Here is a 19,575-nt window from a genome sequence, read left to right as displayed (position 1 = left end):
CAAGCAATGTTTGTCGTCGCTGCATTCGCCTTGCGAGTGTGATGGACAGCACGACGGTCTTCGAAACCGTTAGACGGGGTTCGACTCCCTGGCGAGGTACTCGGCTTTACCTTAAAGCCGCATTTCAAAATGTTCTCGGAGTGTGCCGGATTCGCACGCGACTTTGCGAAGGTCGTAGACCAGGTTCGATTCCTGGCGAGAGCACTGACTAATCGACTGCAGACTCGGATTACATCTTGAAAATGTAAACCATCTGAGTTGTCCCTTCGCCGATTGGTCTTTGCACATTTAGACGTTTTCACACTCAAACCGGAGCAGAACGATGCGATACGAACATCTGTATGACGACGACAACGCCCAATGCTTTCGAGCCGATGAGTAAACGTCGCAAAGGCTACCCGTCAGAAACGAAAGTCAAACGCGGAGTCCGAATCATACAAGGCAAGCAACTTGAGGAAAAGCTCGGCCGCAACGACCTATGCCCATGCGGCAGCGGTCAGCGGTTCAAACGTTGTTGCCTACGATCGGGGCGTCTGTGATGGCGTCAATCGCGACGACTACTTTTAGAGAATGAGTCTTGAGGGATGAGACTTGAGTTGTGAGGGAATCAGGAAGATGAGCGAAGGGAGCGGATGAGCCCAGCGAGTACCCTTGCTGTTTCATCCGCTTTTATTGCAAGTTGTTCGGCGGTCTCGCCAGTTGTGTATTCAAGCCGCCGAGCGATCGTCAGTTGATACTTGATTCGGCGAGTCAGGCTACGGAGGAATGTAACGTTCAACGTTCGGGAAGGTAAAAACTCGGCTTGTCAAAGATCCAGATTCTTTACTAGGGTAAAAATCCCTGGCCCTGCGCCATCAGGTGCGCGAGTTGACGAGGTCGTGTCACGCTTATCTCAAAGGTTATTCCTGTGCCCAAACTCTCTTCAAAGATCACGGCTATTCTGCTCCTTTTTGTCGTTACGGCAATGGCGAATGACGCGACAGCAGAGGATTTTCCGCAACAGATTCAGGCGGGCCAACATCGACTGATCCTGAACGGATCGGGATCGCGTACGAAGTACTTATTAGAGATGTATGTTGCCGGGCTGTACCTTAGCAACGAAACCCAAAGTCCTGCTGCGATTGCCGGTGCCGACGAGGCGATGTCGATCCGGATCAAAATCACTTCGGGGTTTGTCAGCCAGGAGAAACTGGTGGATTCGCTGACCGAAGGATTCCGAAATGCGACCGGCGGAAACGTGACGCCAATCCAGCCTCAAATCAATCAGTTTCGCAAATGCTTCGCCGAAACAATCACCAAAGGTGACACTTACGATTTCATCTACCTGCCAAAGTACGGCGTTGCCGTTCACAGGAACGCTAAACTCAAAGGCGTCATTGCCGGAATCGAATTCAAAAAAGCATTGTTCGACATCTGGCTGTCAGATAATCCGGCCGATGAAAACCTGAAAAATGCCATGCTGACCAAACCGACGCGGCGTTAGGAAAATGCGTGCGAAGCAAGGATTCAGGATAATGAGTCCTGAGCGATGAGTCTTGAGTCGTGAGAGGTTTAAGACGACGAGCGAAGTGAGCGGATGAGACCTGCGAGCACGCTTGCTGTTTCATTCGCTTGGCTAGCAAGTTGTTCGGCGGTCTCTCCGTTTGTGTACGCGAAGCAAGCCTTCGCCGGCATCGTGCTGGTCTGCGTGGAGTGAAAGACGTGCTGCTGAAGGGCTTTAAGTATCGCAACCGATTTCGACGCTGGGAGATGACTGCTCATGGAATGAAAGTGATGGCGGGTCGGTTGACGATGCAGATGTAGAAGTTGGTTCGTCACCCGAAGACGCACGCTGCCAATGAACGCTTCGCCAAGTTCTCGGAAAAGCATCTCGATAGTCTGTTCACGTTCCTGCGTCATCTCAACCCTGACGCAACAAACTGGCGTGGTGAACAAGCGATCCGTCCCGCGGTCGTCAATCGAAAGGTGTGGGGCGGCAATCACACCGAAGTCGGTGCATTGGCTCAAGCACGAATCATGAGCGGGATGCAAACGTGCAAGCAACGACTGGCCGATCCTTTCGAATTCATCGGCCGTCAACTGACCGCAATGAGCCCGCTCGCCCTGTCACTCCCTATCACGGCACGGTAAGAAAGTACCGTTGTCGAACGGTAAGGGATCATAATTCTCGATAATGGTTCAGTTCATTATTGATGCATGAAGATTGATCCTTTGCATCAATCAGGCCTACTTCTACGATTCGAAATCGGTACAGTTAGCGGGATGACCAAATCTTTCAGAGTATCTCACGCTTCGATCACCCAATGACTTGCAGCACACACGATGCTTCTTTCACAAAGCGGATTAATACGTTGGCAATGCGTCCTTCTTTTTTCGGTCGCCTTGGTTCTAGGCTGTAGTGACACCGAACCCCACACCACAAGTGGTGATGAGCTCTCCAACTACTTGGAGCAACATCCCGAACTTGCCGAGGCAGTGGAAGATGATGTCGACCCTGCCATGAACCAAGAATAGCGGTTGGCTTCGGTCAATATTGAACTTTTCGATATGGTCAAAGTTCGTGCTTCTTTCACTCGCTATTGAAATCCACCTCTTACACAAACCGGTGTCCAATGTTTCATTCGATTAGTTCAAGACGACGAACCGCATTTACTCTTGTTGAACTGTTGGTGGTGATCGCCATTATCGGTGTTTTAGTTGGACTATTGCTTCCGGCTGTCCAAGCGGCTCGCGAAGCCGCACGAAGAATGAGTTGCAGCAACAACTTCAAGCAGTTGGGTTTGGCGATTCACAACTATCACTCCGCGTATAAAAGAATGCCCAAGCACAATGGCGGGACTTACCAAGTCACTGGCGGGACAACAGCCAACGAAACTGCGGCGGCAACGGCTGCTGCCGCGGCGGGAACCAATCGGAACGAATTGAGTACGTTTGTGGGGCTAACACCATTCATCGAACAACAAGGTCTGTGGGAACAAATCAGCAACGTTTTTCAGGTCACGGTCGGTTCCAACCCAGGAACGTATTTCGCACCAATGGGACCAGACACAAACATGGTTCTGTCGGGTCATGCGATCAATCAGTACGACCCGTGGATGACTGAATTACCGGGCTTTCGTTGTCCAAGCGATCCGGGCAGAGGGCTGCCAGCGTCTGGCAGAACTAATTATGCCGTGTCCTTGGGCGATTCATTCCGTCAAACTCATGTTGGTCCCGCCAACCAAAAAGGGGTCGTCAATGAGGAGCAATCGATTCTTACCAGACAGTGCTGCCGAGGGGTCTTTGTTCCACGGACGTTTGTCAAGTTTCGTGACATTCTTGACGGTCTGTCCAACTCCATCATGATGGGCGAAATCCGGACGGATCTAGGGGATCGCCACATTACCACGTTCGTTGCCAAGAGCGGTGACAACCTGCGAAAGAATCCCAATGTTGCTTCGGTGCACATTGACCCAGAGCGTCCCCAGTATTGGCTTGAGGGAACGAATGAGGCATCTGGAAGGGCAGACAATCGCCGCGGTTACAAGTGGGCGTCTGGCCGAATGGTCCATACGGCAGTCCATACAATTTTGCCACCAAATCGTCAGTGCAGTACGCATCAAAACGGCAACGTTGGGGACGAGGGCATCATGACAGTTTCGAGCAACCATCAAGGAGGCGCACACGTCTTAATGGCCGATGGAGCTGTGGTTTTCGTGACGGACTCGATCGATGCCGGTAGCAGTACTCACAGCATTGTTCGGCCCTCGGGAACCGCTGCCGACCCCACGCTCCCAGCAACTCCTGGTTCAAGAAGTCCCTTCGGTCTCTGGGGAGCCCTGGGGACACGCGCCAACAGCGAAGTTATCGACGAAGAGTTCTAAAGTATTCTACCTTTTCCTGTGCGAATAAGACAAAGGTTTCAGGTACGAAAGGCACTGCCGGTTGGTATCAAAGGACTTACGTTCACGCGACGCTTCCCAGTTGAGCTTGATAAGCGGCGCGTGGAAGGGTCGATAGTTTGAGGACTTTCGGTCGTCGCTTGCTCGCTCGCGGTTCGATGCGGCCCTCGCGATGTCCAACTAATTCGTCGAGCGGCTGCGCTTGCCCAAGTTCGACCAGCGATTCATTCACTCCCCTCGCGCCAAATAGCAGCCACGACGTTCCAAGCAGAACCAAGCTTCGCGTGAAGCTCATCGACCGAACGTCACGCGATCCCTCGATGCCGCTTTGGAGCATCTTCATCCGGGTTAGATTGTTGGCTAATGGGCATGACCATAGCTCCGTGCGAACCATCGGTGGCGTTTTCGCTCGCAAGATGTCCATCCCCAGCGAACACTTGATCGAGCGAATGTCCAACTCGGTTTGTTGATCTATAGCCAATTGGCGTTGCTTTTGATGGTTTCCCCCTTACCCCCGCCTTCGACGATGGCGCAGCGGTAGCTGCGAGGATCGTCGAAGGGTTGAAGGAAAGACGGACGGGTGAGGTTGGCACGTTGCCGGGAGGACAAGCCTACGGTACCGACGCTCGGGCTTGGGGACGACTCAGGCTCAGCAGGCGATGTAGGTTGTGGGCGATGCACAGCAAGGTCCACTCCGCTCGCACCTTATCCAACCCGCGAACCACGAACTCGCGGACGCCGAAGCCGCGCTTGATTAACGCGAACGGACGCTCCGTGACAGCCGCTCGCCGAGCGTACTTCTTGCGAGATGAGGTGGCCTGGGATTTGGGGGCCACGCGAGTCCTTAAACTGAAAGGAACTCAAGGAACCCCAGATGCCACGAAAGACCAAGCCTTCAGCTAGTCCTGAACGACGTACCTACACAGACGAATTCAAACGTGATGCGGTGGCCATGCTGCTTGATGGTCACTCGGCGCCATCGATTGTTGAGCGTCTAGGGATCTCTGGAACAAACCTGCTTTACCGATGGAAGAGGCAGCAAGTCGAGTCGGCCGGGCCGGTCGGCGAGGTGCTCGATAGCCGCGTTGCCGAACTCGAGGCAGAGCTGCGGCGAGTCGAGCGTGAACGCGATGTTTTAAAAAAAGCTTTGATCATTTTCGGCCGAAACGAGTGAGCCAGCTTTACTCCGCAGCGGACAGCATCATTCGCGATGGCACTGCATCGCAGCGCGAAGTCGGTGAGATTCTCGGTTTCTCACGCTCCGCGTTTCAGCGATTTCAAAGCGAACCTTCAAGCCGAAGAGAACAGAGCGACATGGATGTCTTGCCAATGGTGATCACCACGTTTCATCGACACCGCAGACGCTACGGTGCCCGACGGATCGCTGCAGACCTGAAACTACAAGGAGTTGCGATCGGACGTGAAAGGGTCGCCAAACTGCTGCGAATCGCGGGGCTATCGGCGTTGCAGCCGAAATCGTTCAAGCCGCGAACGACCGAAAGTCGGCACACGCTGGGCTACAACGAGAACCTATTGCTCAAACAGCCTGAGCCAACGAGTGTGAATCGTTTATGGGTAGGTGACATCACCTACATTCCTATCGTACGAACCGGATTCGCTTACATGGCGCCCCTCATGGATCGCTTTTCCCGGCGGATCATCGGCTGGTCATTGGACATGGACATGACCGAGAGCCTGGTGATCAAGACGCTTCAAAAGGCGATTCGAAGTCGACAGCCTTCGGAAGATCTCATCCACCACACTGATCGCGGCGGTCAGTACGCCAGCAAGAAATATCGTGCGATCATCCAACGTAGTTCGATGCGTCAAAGCATGAGCCGAGCTGGTGACTGCTACGACAACGCGTTTATGGAATCTTGCTTTGGAACGATCAAGACGGAGCTGCAGATGACCGAATATGAGAACTATCGCGAGGCATTGAGTGAACTGACTGAGTTCATTGCCTACTACAACACATCGCGTCTTCATTCATCGCTCGGCTATCTCTCGCCGACCCGATTCGAATCAACCGTCCCCTACTAAAATAAGAGGACGCGTGGCCCCCAAAACCCAGGCCACCTCAAGATACTGCACAAAAACACGGAAGTGCTTCAGGTTGCCGCAGGCAACTTGGTGTGTCGAACCAACCTGTATGCGTGGTAAGTTGGGCCAATTAAGAAAAGAGGACTCCACCAAACAACTCGCTATGCACCAGTCAGCAGTTTGGGATGAGGCGGGTATTGGCGATTCAGTACTTTTGCGGCAACGGGCGTTGAGGGCAATCCGATCATGACCAAGAAAAAACTGGTTCTCGTTAATCCGGTCAACTGCGTGCGGTCTGGCTTTTCGGTCAATCCTAGTTCCCGTTTTCCACCACTGGGTCTGGGCATCCTCGCTTCGTTGACTCCCGACACGTGGGACGTGAAGCTTTTGGATGAGAATTTCAGTCCCTTTGAATACCACGACGCCGATCTGGTAGGCGTCACCGCTTTCACCTCCGCAGCCAATCGTGCCTACGAGATCGCCAGCACCTACCGCAAACGGGGTGTCCCCGTTGTGATGGGAGGCATTCATGCGTCAATGTGTCCTACGGAGGCGTTGCAGTTCGCAGATGCTGTGGTCGTTGGAGAAGCGGAGTCTGTGTGGGCCAAAGTGCTGGCGGATGCCGAATCAGGGAAACTTACCGGACTGTATCACGGCGAATGGCTTGCCCCCAATCGACTCGCCCCGCCCCGTCGTGACGTCTACGAAGGCGACTACGTGTTCGCCTCGGTACAGACATCGCGGGGGTGTCCGCTGGATTGTGAATTCTGCTCGGTCACCGCCTACAACGGCCGCCGTTATCGTCGTCGCCCCATCGAGGATGTGCTCGACGAATTGGAGTCGGTACCGGACGAACTCTTGTTCTTTGTCGACGACAACATCATCGGTAATGGCGGCGCTTGCCGGGCGCAGGCGTTGGAGTTGTTCAAAGGGATGGTCGCACGCGACCTAAAAATGTCCTGGTTCTGCCAGGCCTCGATCAATGTCGCGGACGATCCCGAGGTGCTCGACTGGGCCGCCCGAGCGGGTTGCCGGATGATTTTCATCGGCATCGAAGCGGAGGACGATGATGCCTTGGCCGAAGTCAACAAGCGGCTGAATCTGAAAAAAGGCGCTGGTTCCTACACGCAAATGTTCGACCGGGTTCACGCAGCGGGCATCGCCGTCTTGGGCGCCTTCATCTTTGGGATGGACAGCGATACTCCGGAGACACTCCGCCGCCGCGCCGAATTCATGGTCAACAGCGATGTCGACGCGATGCAACTGACCACGATGACCCCGCTGCCTGGAACGAGACTGTTTGAGCGTCTCGAGAAAGAAGGCCGTCTGCTTTACACCCAGTTCCCTGCCGATTGGGCGCACTACGACCTGACCAAACTGGTGCACCAGCCCAAGTCGATGGAGCCAGACGAGTTGTGGGATGTTATTCGAGATTGCACCGAGCAAGTGTACGCCCTCCCCACGCTGAAGACGAAAGCCCGCCGCACGCTGGAAACAACCGGTAGTATCGAAACCACCGAATTCGCGTACCGCACGAACATGAACTACCGCAACATCGGCCTAGCTCTTGGAACGCTGACGGAGTGAGGATCTACGTTGTTTATTGATTGTGGGACGCAGGGATGAGCTGCCCGTTCGGTCAGTAAACGAAAACGACTATTCTGGTCGGCAATTCCTGAGTTCACATTCGCAGGCTTCCTCTCCACGGTCTGTTACCTCGCCGCAGTTGCCTTCGTCTAGTACTATCGTGGTACAGTTCCTGCCACCTTGTGATCATTGCTTGGCTGGGTTCGGTTGTCACGGGATTCCTGTCAATCGTGAAGTTACCTTCGTTTTCGTATCGATCAGACGGTGAGCGGCACGAGTCGCAGCAAGGAGTGCTCAGCGAATTGATCCCACAATATAAGTGAATCGTGTCGATGAATTGAGCGGTCTCATCATGCAGGAATTTGATGCGACCAGCCGGTTTCAAAAAGTGTTTACGCGAAGCAAGCCTTCGCAGGTATCGTGCTGGTCAGCGACAACGAAAGCTGGATCCCCTCGGGACGACGTTACGGCTACGGCCAAAACGGCTCAACTGGAGTGATGACCCAATGGGAGAAGTTCAAGAAGACCCAGCGTGGACTCGGCGTTGTCGATCCAAAGCTAGTCTGCATCGACATCCAACCCTATGGAACCAGCCAAGCACCCGAGCGAGACGACATCCTAAACATCGGCGGCTTCAGTGGCGCCGTGTTCAACGTAGTCTCATCGTTCCTAGAAAGCGACGTATCCCGCTTCGTCTGCGAAGTCGAATCCGTCGAACTGTAAGTCGAAAGACGAACAAAACCGAAACGTCCGCGGAGGAGCAATCTCCCGCGGGCGTTTACTTTTGCGCGGAACTATTTTCTTCCGTCGGGATGCTGCGTTTTACCCCGTTTCATTTGAGCAGCATGCTTCCAAACTTCTTTGAGCTTCTCGATTTTGGTCGTGAAAACGCGTTGAGAACGCTCGACCACCTTGGCGTCCCGTACGAACAAAAATGACTGTTTTGCGACATCATCATTGTCGGGCGGATCGAGGTTTGGGGCCAGTAAGTCTTCGCTGACTTTGAAGTAGAGTTCGTCCGGAAACTTCTCGACTTGTTCCGAAATAAATGTTTCGTGTACCGGGCTGGTCGCGAACCTTTTTCCAAGCTTGACTCGTTTCACTCGGGATTCCGGATTCGGAAGTGCCTTCGCCGAAACTTCGCGAAGTTGGATTCCGAAATCCCGTTCGAGTGCAACGACGATTTTCTGGTACCGTTCGTCGGAAACGACATAGCCCTCTATTTTTTCATATCGAGCTTCTTTCCTGTCGTGGGCGACGGCAAAGGTGGATCGGTCCCAAATATACTGAGACTCGGTAGACGAACGATCGGCTGGATCCACCACTGCGGTCACATCCAACAGGTATTGATACTTCGGTGAAACGGACCGATCGTAGTCCTTGCAGTCAGAATGGGCAGCCGGATACTCAAAATCGAAAATCTGCACGTCGGTGCTCTTTCGCGTAGAATGCTGCGATCGAGACGGCGTATCATCGCCTTCGGCCAGCTCCAGTTGCTTTTGATCAAAAAGCACCGCGTCAAATCCGCGAATGGGATCGTCGGCTTGGTTCGTTCCGCGAAGTTCGGATGTTTGGCTGGGATTGCGTGTTCCCTTATTGCAGACCAATATCGTTGGTTGCTCGCCGGCGGCCAGATCTTCCGGATTGTCCCACACGAGTAACAAGGTTTGATCCGGAGCTTTCCAAACAGCGGATCCCTCGTCCTCTTCAAGGCACTGCAAGTAGATGCCCTTGCCGCGCAGGCGTGAGAGTGGCGGTTGTCCGTTTTGCACCGGGAGTCGGACAGCCAGGATTAGCAAGACTTCGTCCAAGGAAGACGGGGTTCGATTCTTGCAGGCAGCTTGCGTCCATTCCTCAAACGTTTGTTGATTTGGTTCCGTTGCCTCAAGGCAGCATGCACTAGCGTACGCGGATCGTAAATGGCGATTGACCTGTGCAGGCATTTCGTCGCCACGTCCTTCAAGGTGCTCTTCCTTGAACGGAAACTCGAACCGATGAGAGGCTTCCGCATTTCGCGGGCCGGTGCTACCGCCGAGAGCTCTGGTCGACCAGTTGTGCGAGCCGATATAAACAACGGATCTGGGTTCGTTGTCAATCATGACTCGAAGGTAGATCACCTTGGAGTGCATCAACGCGATATCGTCCGGTTCATCCGATTTCTGAATGGCCGGATCCAAGAAATACTTCAGCCGGGGCGGATCGAGCGGAAGGTTACTTTGCAGATCCACCAGCGGTTTGAAGCCGCAAGCACAGCTCATGGAACCGACGCCAAAGGAAAGCTCGTTTTCCAAGACACTGCAAAGGCGATTGATGCCGATTTGGTCAACTCCGCTGCTGGAGATGTAGGCAACCAGAAATCGACAAACATCGGCACGATCGAGGTCGGCGCGTAGCGATCGAACGAATTGATCGTCGATCAGTGATTCGCTGAAGAATGTCATGCGGTTGCCGCCTCGATCTTTGCCTGCTTCGCGTTTTCGATCTCGCGGTGGTAAAGCTCGAGGTTGTACCGAAGCTTTTCTCGAAAGCGACGCAGGCGGTCGGTGTCGCGGGGCGTGATGGCGCGGCGGAAGTGGAAGACGACGTTCCGCAGATCATTGACGTCTGACAGGTCGATATCCACAAGTTCGCGAAGTGAGTCGAATACTGGCTCAAATCGTGGCCAGTTCTTTTCGGAACAGATGATCGCTTTGTACTGGGAGAACGTCAGGTCTCGCAGCGATTCGAGCGGACGACTTCGTGGTGCTTTCAGTAGCTTCATCGCCTTGCCGACCGCGGCGCTGGGACCGTTCTCGTCGATGAAGTCCTTCAAATTGGCGACAGCCTCCATCGCCGGCCGGTTGGCCGACTCGGTGATCGAATCCAACACCGATTGCAACTCGTCACCAATGAACACCACTTCGATGGTGTCACGAAGGGCGTGTTCGACCTCGTAGATCAAAACGAAGGCTTCCGCAAAGTCATTCAGACGACCGAAAACGTCTGAGACGCAAAGGATGCCGAGCAAATCGTTTGGCGATCCAACCAAAACGTAGTCGAGATCGGACCAGTCGGTTTCTGTGTCAATGTAGACGTCGGGACTGATGAAACGAGCTTGCTCCATTGCGTCGCCGATTGGCAGGTCGGTTGGCTTGATCGCTGTCGAATGCAAATCAAGAGCCCGTTCGCCAAACGACTTCCAGCTAAACACTCCAACGATGTCGCCCGTGCGATCGGTCACCGGTATCTGAGAGAACCGCTCATCCATCATCCGCTCGACCGCTTCGCGTGCCGGAGTCTTGCCGTCCAAAATGACCATCTGTTGGTCGCTGGGCAGCAGGACACGAGCCGGCCCGAATGGTCCGGGACGTTTCTTCGTTAGGTTCAGGGCGTTGTCGTCTTGGTTACCCATTTGAGCTCGATGTCTGGACTTGTCTGGGCTTCGCTGCTCTGTCGTGTGCAAGCATAGTATAGACGTGTTGTTCGTGTGCGGCTTCCCTGGTCACCGATTTGCTGAAAAGCAAGCGGTGGCTGTACATGTCTGAATTGCGTATCAGACTGATCACTCCCTGTTTGGGAAATGCAGATATTGCTTACTCCGAAAATCTAAACAATTTGGAAATCGACGGAGAACTCGCAATTGACCAATGCTGTCGATTCTCGAACTGAAGTCTTAGTGAATTCTATCGACCCGCCATGCTGCCGCGCAACCAATTGCGCAAGATAAAGCCCCATTCCTGATCCATCTGTATCGCTTGCTACCCTCTCGCCTTTCTGAAAAATTCGATCATCGAGTCTTTCGTGGTCTTCAGCAAAATTCGAGATGGTTATGCCGCATCTTTTCCCAGCACCGGGAGCCGGGTAGACCTCGACGCGAACGGGAGTGTTATCGGTCGAGTACTTTGCTGCATTGCTGAGCAATACTGACGCGAGAATTGGGAATGTTTTATCGCAAGCTCGTATCTTTGGATGGTAGAAGTTTGCGCAGTCCATCTCGATAACAAGGTTGTCATCCGAAAATCGGTATATGTGTGCAAGTTTGTCAAAAACTCGATAAGGCTCTGAGATAGCATTCAGTGGGAGATCCGCGAGCGACTCATTAGCTATCAGTTCCAGTACATCGAACTGATTCGACATCAGCTCAGACGTTTTCCAGATTGTCTCGAGCTTTCGTTTTGTTTCTACCAGATCGCTTGTCGATGACGAATGTAATCGCTCCGACGTATGCTTGACAGTGCGATTGAGTTTTCGGATTTCATGTAATGCCATCGACTGCTGACGCGCAACAAATATTTCGATTTCATCAACCTGCCTCGTGAACTCTCGGCACTGCTGGACAACGGATGGTAACGCTGAGCTCGCGATCTTCTTTTTCGGAAACTGTTTGCCAAGCTTCCGTTCGAGATTACCTCCTATTCGCGGAAACGGAACAAATGAGGTCAATGCAAATCGCGAGGTTCCGATTGAGAATGCGCACGATGAAAAACCATGCGGGCATTGGACTATCAAACCGTCGCGAACATTCTTCAGTTTTTGATAATGCTGCTCGCAAGCTTTGGATTCCGAATATTTTTGCTCGCAGAATTGAAGATCTGTGTCGAACAAGCCCGGCTTTGGAAAGCCTGGTGAGTTCAAGCTCACGATTGGCAGAAGGGAAGGAGGACTCTTCATTGATCGCTTTCTCCCTCACGCTGACGCTAGAATGACCAAAAGTTTACCCGCAATTACGCCAGCAGCCTTCTGTGTATTTTCATCGTCGAGAACGGAGTTTAGATACTTGTTAAACCGTTCACGTTTGCCGGGATTCCGTGCAGATGCCCAGAGTTTTTTCTGGAGTTCTACCTCCTGTTCGGTCCCAGGTTTGATGTCCATTCGAGCCAGCAATGACTTCCACAGGCTGCCGGCGCTATTCGCCTGACGTAGCGCGTCCTCGACCTTTTCGAGAGACTCGGCGATGCCGGTGTCTTTCGATAGAACTCCATCCGTGAGGCGGTAGAAGTCCGCTTGAGTCGCATCGAGAGATTTTGAGGTATACGACAAGACTGACACCCCTGGGCAAACGCGTTTAATGTGCCTCAAGATGGCTAGCCCCTCCTCATGTCCCATTTCCTTGCCCACGCCCCCGAAATCGAGCAACACAAGATCATAGAGCCCGGCTTCAATCTGGCGCTGAAGGTTTTGGTCCATATCAGGACTCCAAGTAACGGCAAATCCCCTTTGCTCAAGATCTTGTTTCAGATCAGGTTCTTCGTCGTCAATAATTACGGTCCTGCTATTCCGTATTAATTGCTCGCGTGGAATTGAGGCCTGCATTTCGTCTATTGGTTTTTCTTTCTTGAACGACCACATCTATTGGATTCCCTGTCAGAGGACTGTTGGTTTTGGCGCGGACGCCTGAATCAAAACGAGGTTAGTAATAGCAACCCGGACAGTTTTCTAGCATCGAGGGTTAACACGGTGCTGGCGGACGTTCCGAGGTCTTCGGGTGGTGGGGTTGTGGTGGCGATGATGTATTGAAAATTGATCGGGTTGGTGCCGTGGTCGGATTCGAGGCGGGCGATGAATCGGAACAGGCGGTGGTAAATGTGCGGCTCGAGGTCGCCTTCGCGGGGGCTGTCGTGGATCATGAAACGAGGATGGACACCGAGACCACAGATGCTGGCCGAGAGACACGCCAAGTCGAATGCGAGAGCGGTCTCGGATGCCATTGCTTCGCCTGGGTCGCTCTCGTCCTCGCCCGCAATGATGCGAATGCCGTTGAGGTTGAGCTGCAACCGGGCATCGCTGGATTGCTGAGTTAGTCGAAAGAAGACTCGCCGCAGATGAGCGTTGAGTCGCTGGTGCCGCTCGGCCAGTCCTTTCTGTTCAGACTTTTGTACGTCGCGCGAACGAGTAATTTTGCTTTCGAGTCGCACCAATTCGTCGGTGGCCTTCTCTAATGCCGTCCGATCGTCTGTAAAGGATTCCGCTTCCTCGATTTGGGCGTCGATCTTGGCGATTTCCTTGTTGATCGACTTGACCGCCTCTGCGAGGCCCTGCTTGGCTTTGTCGTATGAGGCCTTGGTGGACTGCTCCTTTGATTCGAGTGACTTCAATTCGATCTCGACGTCGGCGAGCTTTGGCTTCAATTCGGCGAGTTCTTCCTCGACTTGATCCTTTGCGTGATCGCGAGCGTGTTTAGGAAAATCGTTTTGGAATTTTGCTCGCTTGACCGGGCAATCCTCCATCGAGTTGGAACAGACATCGGCTCGCAACGCCAAAGACTTTTTGATCGTTTTGTCCGTTTGATTTTTGATCTGGACCAGTCGGTCCTCGCGGGTCTTGATTTCACCGCCAAGCATCTCGACATCACGTTCTTTGCGGATTCGTTTGGATTTGGCGTCATCCCAAGTTTGGTAAACCGACTCAAGTTCGTGCTCGAGCTCCAGTGCCAGGGCTTCGACTTCCTTGGCTTCACGTTGGCGTTGGAGTTCCGCTATGGCGGTTGATGCGAACAGATTCGTGTCGACTGCGCCGGGATCAAGGCCTAGCCGTCGTTCCAGGAAACTGCGAACTTGATCGGTGGATGATTCGAGTCGCTTGATTTCGGACTCTTTGGCGGATTGCTTTCGGAGCAAATTGTGATGCTTGACGATGAGCTTGCGTTCAGTTTCGTCGAGCAAGCCCATCATGCAGCGGACCAGAACGCTGGCGTCGACCTCTTTGAGGTTCTTGGTATTCGATTCGGAAAACTCGCTTCGCCATTCCAATGGACGGCGATAACGGCAGTTTTGATCACGACTGAGCCACGCCAGCAGATCGAGCCAACGGATGGGCCGGTCTGCCTTGGGCATCGTTACTTGGAAAGCTTCATTCGGTTCGCTGGTCCCCAGTGTTTCCGCGAACAGCAAGTCTGCGAACTGCGATTGATTCATGTCTGACGGCTCATGGACCGCCATTTGCCATGGCTTGTCGCGCACCGCTTTGTAGGAATACGTGCCGGTTGCCCCCAGGGGCCGGACAACAGTCCAATCCTCGGTGCCGACGGTCAACTCCAACGCTACGAACGACTCCGGAAGGGCGACTGCGATCTTGTTGCGGGTCCGCTTCTTGCCAAAATTGGTTTCACCCAAGCAGTATCGGATCAGGCGAGTGAGTAGCGTTTTGCCAACGTCGTGGCCGACCGCACCGTCCTTGTCGGGATCGGGTGGTGCGGTGTTGATGATGTTCAAGCCAAGCTTGAACTCGACGTCTCGGATTCGCTCAGTCTCGTCTTCGTTTAAATTGAAAACGACCAAACGTCGAATGAAGAATGACGGTGCAGTCCGCGTCGCCGCGGGCTCGAATTCGTGGTCTTCGTCGTCAAACGTTAACAGTGACTGCGACATTGCCCCTCCGTAGTCGTTCGATGGTTTCCTCCGGTCTATCAAACCTCTTCACCGCTTCGACTGCCTCGCGAGCCTTGTCGAAGTACGCTTCGCTAAGACCTTCAATCGCGGACTTGTCCTTGATCTGATAGGCGTTCTCGCCGACGGATTCGATCAACCCGCCCTGGGCCATTTCGTAGTACAACAAATCGAAGTGGGTGATGAGATGCGTCGCGTCACTGTCTCTTTCAGTTTCTGGCGGCAAGTCTGCGACAGGTTTTTCGTCAAGGATGATCTGACGCGAGCGATCGTCACGCATGAACAACACGCCGAGTTCGATCGCGCTGACATGGACGGCGATATCCCAATGATGCAGCAGCAGCATAATGTCGGTGATCGTGTCCTCGCGTATCAGCTTTTGCCCGCGCGGTGGGTGGATGTGGGAGGGCCAGTTGTTTTGGTCCCACTGGGCCATGGGGATGAAGTTGCCGGCTTCGTCGGTGGGTGGACCGGGCGGCGGGTCGAGGCGGGTTTGGTAGGGGACGCCAGTGGCGATCGCGGTGGCCATCTCGTCGTAAATTTCGAGGATGGTGTCTTTGGTGACGTAGGTGCCCGGCGTGACGACTTCGCCCGCTTCGTTCTTGACTTCCGTGCGAGCGATGTCCTTTCGCTTGACGATCGGAAACGTCTCCATGATGTACTCGACCGCATCACGCGGCGTATGGAACATCGCGCGAAGCTCGGAATTGTCGGCTCCCCATTCCTCCGGTTCCCCCATATATAGATGGAAGTAGGCGGCATCCAACTCGCACCGCAGCCGAAATCGACGCTCCTCATCCCAACGAAACGGCGGACCTTTGTAACCGAAGTCCAACGCAAACGCTTCCAAGTCCCATGCCGTGAACGTCAGTTCGAGGACACGATTTGGAAGCCAGACCAAGTTACCTGCCAACAACTTCAGCGAATTCAGTTGATCATGGGAGGGTATTGGGAACTGTCGAAGTATGTACGGGCTTAGAGTTACACCAGCAAGTTTCTGCCGTGCAAAGTAGTCCATGGCGAAGCTATTGAATACTCCGACGACATGTACGGCGTCATTCATATCGGTGACGAGCAGTGTCGCACTGTCTGATATGCCGGCTTCTGGAATGAGTGCCGAGATAAGCGACCTTTCGTCAGTGGATCGCGTGATCCGTCGAACGAGGAGTTGAGCCGGTGTGCCTTCTGCACGCCGTTTAACTTCGCTCTCTGGCACCCAGTAGCGTGGAACGGGATATTCTGTCGGCTCGTCACGGGTTGGACTGGGCGCGCCCTCGCAGAACGACAACCATCGGTGGTCAAACTGATGAACCATCTTCGATTCGTACAACGGCACCATAACTCTGTTGGCATCTTCGTAGTTTGAACCAATAGAGTCAAAACCATCCCTCTGAAGTCCATCCGCCGTGTGGAAGAAAGCGGAGTCATTGGCTGTGTGAAACAAGCCGGGGCGGGTTTTGATCTTCCAGTCGTTTGCTTGCCCCAAAGCTTCGTTCGTAATCACCGGAAGCCTTGCATACACATGCCTTGTCAACTCTGCATCTGTGGAACGACGAAACACTGGACAAGTGCGACTGTTTGGATTCATTGCAGCGATGTCGAACGCGCTTAAACGGAAATGTCGCAGTGCATCTCCCAGTTCATTCACATCTGACATAAAAAAGGCAAAGTCAGCTGCCACCGATTCTCCAGATGCTCCCGAAATGCAGAGGAGCGCGAACTTGTAACTGCGGTGAACGCCAGCAAAAAGTGGCTTGTTGTTCTCAAAGTCGTAAACATGCACGAGCCGATCTGACTCGACGACTTCCTTGAAGAAGAGCTTTCCTGCATGATCGGTTACGATCGCAGACGGGACGATAACACCGTTGCGTCCTCGCGTAGCGACCAAGTTTGAAAGTAGTTCGGCAAAAACAAATGCAGAGTTGATGTCTCGGCCGCCTCCACACAATGGAAACTGACCAGACAGTCTTAGGTACTGGCTTTCACCGTCCGATTTCCTCGTAGCTGTCGAGAACTCCTCGAACAGTTTTGGATCGGACTCTCGCAGTTCGGCTATAAGCTTTCGACGTCGTGAAGCAGTCCGCGCGTCCGCTATTGTTTGATTTCGCTCCGCGAAAAACTCTTTCTCCTTTAAGACTACCCGCTCCCACGGCGGATTGCCCAACACTACATCAAATCCGCGGCTCCACCCTGTTTGGTGGTTCTCGGCCTTACCCGTCTCGTTTGGCAGAACGAAAACATCCGGAAACGCCATATACCAATGAAAAATCGCGTATTGCTGAGCAAGACGCTGCACCTCCGTTTCCATCAACTTCGGAATGCTGTGCGGGTTTTTCTCGACTTCCTTGAGGTAATATTGGGTGGGACACAACCGACCAAGGTCGGTTTCATCCTTCTTCCAAAGGAACGCGGCGCACCAGAGGTCGGCTAGGAGACACGAGTATTTGTATTTGTCGCCTCGGACGGCTTTGGCGTACTCGAGTTCCTTCTGGCGGATGGCTTCGACGGTATCGTCGTCACCAGCGGACAATCGGGCGAAGGTTTCGGCCATGTTGCCAAGTTTGATGCCGTCGTCGCGGTTCCATAGTTCTTGTTGGATGCCGCCGTGTTCAGCGTCGGAACGTTCGCGTGCATTTCGCTTCTTCAGATCTTTGCAGACCTCTTTGTCGTCGCCTTCGATCGGTTTGAACGCATCGTTGGGGATGCCGGCGGCGAGCAGTTCGGGAGTCGTACCGAGCAAACTGTTGCCGCATTGGATGTGGTGGTCGAGGAACGAGAGTGGTTTGCCGGGTTCGATTGCTTCCATCCACAGGCTGACTTTGCATAGCTCAACGGCCATCGGGTTGATGTCGACGCCGTAGATGCAGCGGCCAATGATGTCTCGCAGCGCGTGCTGGTGATCTTCGGGGCTGGGTTCGGATTCGCCGGTGCGAACGCGGGCGAGCTGACGGGCGAGCCGGTGCGCGGCGGCGATGAGGAAGTGACCACTGCCGCAAGCGGGATCGCAGACGGTAAGGGCCAGGATCGCTTGCTCTGCGATTTGGGTGTAGTTGCCGGAGGTGATGACGTCGCGGCGGTCGGCGGGGATGCGGTCGATCCAATCGGGCAGGTCGTCCGGGAGGGAGCCGGGGACTAACGTCCGGCGGCTGATTGTTTTGGCATCCTTGAGTCGTTGTTCGACGACGGGTTCAAGTGCGGAGTCGAGGAGGCACTGCACGAGGGAGTCGGGCGTGTAGTAGCTGCCGGTGGTTTTGCGTTCGTTGCCGGCCGCGGTGTTGAGTGAGAAGGTTTTGGCTTCGACGTGCATCTGGGGATGCAACTCGAGAAGCGATTCGTAAACGCTGCCCAGCTCCTCACTGCCGAGGTTGCGGTAGTCGACGCTACGGAGCACGCGGTCTTGTTCGACGTAGGCGAGTGCTCGGATGGAATGCAGCAGGTCGTCGTTGGAGATGTAGACGGGATCGGTTGGCTCGGTGTTTTCAGTGGCGGAACCGTGAGCTATCGCTCCGCGGCCGATGGCGGCTGGACCGTTCAGATCGACCGTGCTTTCGGATCGCCAGAGGAACGAACCGAGTCCGATGAGTCCGAGTTGCGGGCAGCCGTCGTCTTTACTGAGCGAATCGAAAACGAGCGAAAGTGAGTGCCACAGATCGGCGTGCTTGCTGCCGCGGATTCGTTGTGACATCTCCCGTAGCCGGCGGGTGGAGTAATAGGTGTCGTAGAGTTCGGCGGTGGACGATTTGACTTCGGAAGGATGCAGTAGCTCGCGGTCTTCGGCGACGAACAGGAATAGCAACCGGTAAACTATGCGGAGCAGTTGGCGGTAGTAATCGTCTTTGGTCAGTTCGCCCGACTGCAGCTTTTCGCGAAGCTGGTCGTTGCGGGGATGACTGATGAATCCCTGGCCGAGGGCTTCGATGGACTTTTCAACGCCGCCCCGTAGATCTTTCAGGATCCGCGTGCCTTGTTCGCGGGCGAGTTGGCTCCATTTTTCCAGCCAGCATTGCTCGGGCTGGTCGGCTTCGACGCGGGATTGATGGCACAGCAACCACAACAGCGCGAAGTCGGAATAGACTTCGCCCTCCATCATCGCTTCAAGATCAAACTCCACGAACGCTTGCCGCGATAGCGAGATGTTGTCACGAAGGATGCGGAGATGGGTTCCATTGCTGACGAACGCCCACAGGTGATCGTCGCTGCGGTTGAGGAACTCCTGCATCATCGAGTGCGGGCTGGCGGTCGCGGCTCCGCGAGCGCCCTTGGTCCGTCGATCGAGCCCGAGGTTGCATCCAATTAAATGAATCGGCGTGTTGTTGTAGAACCGCTCGATTGGATACGTCTTTTCGTCAATGACCGGGGCTTTGTCGGTGGTCAACCGTCCGTAGTCGAGTTCTTTGAACAGCGGCAGTAACCAACGGTCGTTGGTGATCGCGGTACCGGTGTCGTCACCGTCGAGATTGGCACGGGCTTCTTGGAAGTTAGTCCAGTGGGCGCGCAGGGCTGTCCACGATGCGGTGATGGCTTCCTTGACTTTGAAACCGGGCGGAAGGTGGTAATCGTCCACCCGCGTGCCGTTGACTTTCAGTGAAGCGATACGCTGCAGAATGTCGGGCGGGAAAAGGGCTCCCTCGGTTCGGATCGTTTGGAATGCTGAGTTCGATTTGGCCATCGTGGCGGATTGCTTTTTGATACGTTTGGTT

General features: G+C 54.1%; 18 protein-coding genes and 1 tRNA gene. 10 read left to right on the top strand and 9 right to left on the bottom strand.

Annotated features, from left to right (window positions below; translation table 11 throughout):
* The first annotated feature begins 27 nt into the window (after nt 1–27).
* The 3 genes from NB063_RS08345 to NB063_RS08340 all read left to right on the top strand — a co-directional run bounded on the left by NB063_RS08345 (nt 28) and on the right by NB063_RS08340 (nt 1,483).
* Nucleotides 28–99: transfer RNA gene (locus NB063_RS08345), tRNA-Arg, on the top strand.
* A gap of 242 nt (nt 100–341) precedes the next feature.
* Entirely contained in the window at nt 342–539 is a 198-nt protein-coding gene (locus NB063_RS32560; protein WP_008700113.1) for an SEC-C metal-binding domain-containing protein, read from the top strand.
* Between the two features lie 368 nt (nt 540–907).
* Nucleotides 908–1,483 carry a chalcone isomerase family protein gene (locus NB063_RS08340; protein WP_250928308.1) on the top strand — a complete coding sequence of 192 codons (576 nt, stop codon included), beginning with the start codon at nt 908–910 and terminating at the stop codon, nt 1,481–1,483.
* A 68-nt stretch (nt 1,484–1,551) separates the two neighbouring features.
* Here NB063_RS08340 and NB063_RS08335 read toward each other — a convergent pair whose 3' ends face one another.
* Nucleotides 1,552–1,761, bottom strand: coding sequence for a hypothetical protein (locus NB063_RS08335; RefSeq protein ID WP_250928307.1), 210 nt, complete (start codon nt 1,759–1,761; stop codon nt 1,552–1,554).
* Between the two features lie 45 nt (nt 1,762–1,806).
* Here NB063_RS08335 and NB063_RS08330 point away from each other — a divergent pair, with 45 nt between their 5' ends.
* From NB063_RS08330 to NB063_RS08320, 3 genes are all read left to right on the top strand, one after another.
* Nucleotides 1,807–2,130, top strand: a complete 324-nt coding sequence (locus tag NB063_RS08330; protein WP_250928306.1) for an IS66 family transposase — start codon at nt 1,807–1,809, stop codon at nt 2,128–2,130.
* 192 nt (nt 2,131–2,322) lie between these two features.
* Nucleotides 2,323–2,514 (top strand): hypothetical protein, encoded by a 192-nt coding sequence (locus NB063_RS08325; protein ID WP_250928305.1) that lies wholly within the window; start codon nt 2,323–2,325, stop codon nt 2,512–2,514.
* A gap of 98 nt (nt 2,515–2,612) precedes the next feature.
* Nucleotides 2,613–3,863 (top strand): DUF1559 domain-containing protein, encoded by a 1,251-nt coding sequence (locus tag NB063_RS08320; protein ID WP_250928304.1) that lies wholly within the window; start codon nt 2,613–2,615, stop codon nt 3,861–3,863.
* A gap of 82 nt (nt 3,864–3,945) precedes the next feature.
* On the opposite strand, the gene NB063_RS08315 is transcribed toward NB063_RS08320, so the two are convergent.
* The gene (locus tag NB063_RS08315; RefSeq protein WP_250928303.1) at nt 3,946–4,362 is read right to left on the bottom strand and encodes a hypothetical protein; all 417 of its coding nucleotides are present in this window, start codon (nt 4,360–4,362) and stop codon (nt 3,946–3,948) included.
* A 130-nt stretch (nt 4,363–4,492) separates the two neighbouring features.
* Nucleotides 4,493–4,717, bottom strand: coding sequence for a transposase (locus tag NB063_RS08310; protein WP_250928302.1), 225 nt, complete (start codon nt 4,715–4,717; stop codon nt 4,493–4,495).
* A 38-nt stretch (nt 4,718–4,755) separates the two neighbouring features.
* On the opposite strand from NB063_RS08310, the gene NB063_RS08305 reads away from it, so the two are divergent.
* From NB063_RS08305 to NB063_RS08290, 4 genes are all read left to right on the top strand, one after another.
* On the top strand, nt 4,756–5,055 hold the full coding sequence (locus NB063_RS08305) for a transposase (RefSeq protein WP_250928301.1): 300 nt from the start codon (nt 4,756–4,758) through the stop codon (nt 5,053–5,055).
* On the top strand, nt 5,052–5,924 hold the full coding sequence (locus tag NB063_RS08300) for an IS3 family transposase (RefSeq protein WP_250928300.1): 873 nt from the start codon (nt 5,052–5,054) through the stop codon (nt 5,922–5,924). The genes NB063_RS08305 and NB063_RS08300 overlap by 4 nt, the downstream gene beginning before the upstream one ends.
* Nucleotides 5,925–6,170: 246 nt before the next feature.
* Nucleotides 6,171–7,511, top strand: coding sequence for a B12-binding domain-containing radical SAM protein (locus NB063_RS08295; protein WP_250928299.1), 1,341 nt, complete (start codon nt 6,171–6,173; stop codon nt 7,509–7,511).
* Nucleotides 7,512–7,931: 420 nt separating this feature from the next.
* Nucleotides 7,932–8,234, top strand: a complete 303-nt coding sequence (locus tag NB063_RS08290; RefSeq protein ID WP_250928298.1) for a hypothetical protein — start codon at nt 7,932–7,934, stop codon at nt 8,232–8,234.
* Between the two features lie 71 nt (nt 8,235–8,305).
* Here the strand turns inward: NB063_RS08290 and NB063_RS08285 are convergent, their stop codons facing one another.
* The 6 genes from NB063_RS08285 to NB063_RS08260 all read right to left on the bottom strand — a co-directional run bounded on the left by NB063_RS08285 (nt 8,306) and on the right by NB063_RS08260 (nt 19,544).
* Complete coding sequence (locus NB063_RS08285) at nt 8,306–9,952, bottom strand: phospholipase D-like domain-containing protein (RefSeq protein ID WP_250928297.1); 1,647 nt, start codon at nt 9,950–9,952, stop codon at nt 8,306–8,308.
* A complete protein-coding gene (locus NB063_RS08280; protein WP_250928296.1) occupies nt 9,949–10,902 on the bottom strand; it encodes a CBS domain-containing protein in 954 nt (317 codons plus the stop codon). The genes NB063_RS08285 and NB063_RS08280 overlap by 4 nt, the downstream gene beginning before the upstream one ends.
* 194 nt (nt 10,903–11,096) lie before the next feature.
* Nucleotides 11,097–12,161: a sensor histidine kinase gene (locus NB063_RS08275; protein ID WP_250928295.1), complete on the bottom strand. Its 1,065-nt coding sequence runs from the start codon at nt 12,159–12,161 to the stop codon at nt 11,097–11,099.
* 15 nt (nt 12,162–12,176) lie between these two features.
* A complete protein-coding gene (locus NB063_RS08270; protein WP_250928294.1) occupies nt 12,177–12,839 on the bottom strand; it encodes a response regulator in 663 nt (220 codons plus the stop codon).
* Nucleotides 12,840–12,889: 50 nt separating this feature from the next.
* Nucleotides 12,890–14,857 carry a hypothetical protein gene (locus NB063_RS08265; RefSeq protein WP_250928293.1) on the bottom strand — a complete coding sequence of 656 codons (1,968 nt, stop codon included), beginning with the start codon at nt 14,855–14,857 and terminating at the stop codon, nt 12,890–12,892.
* Nucleotides 14,832–19,544 carry an Eco57I restriction-modification methylase domain-containing protein gene (locus NB063_RS08260; RefSeq protein ID WP_250928292.1) on the bottom strand — a complete coding sequence of 1,571 codons (4,713 nt, stop codon included), beginning with the start codon at nt 19,542–19,544 and terminating at the stop codon, nt 14,832–14,834. The genes NB063_RS08265 and NB063_RS08260 overlap by 26 nt, the downstream gene beginning before the upstream one ends.
* Nucleotides 19,545–19,575 lie beyond the last annotated feature (31 nt).

It is taken from the genome of Aporhodopirellula aestuarii (assembly GCF_023701485.1).
Lineage (GTDB): Bacteria > Planctomycetota > Planctomycetia > Pirellulales > Pirellulaceae > Rhodopirellula > Rhodopirellula aestuarii.
Note: the sequence above shows the minus strand (reverse complement) of the source record. Positions and strands in the feature narration are given on the sequence as shown.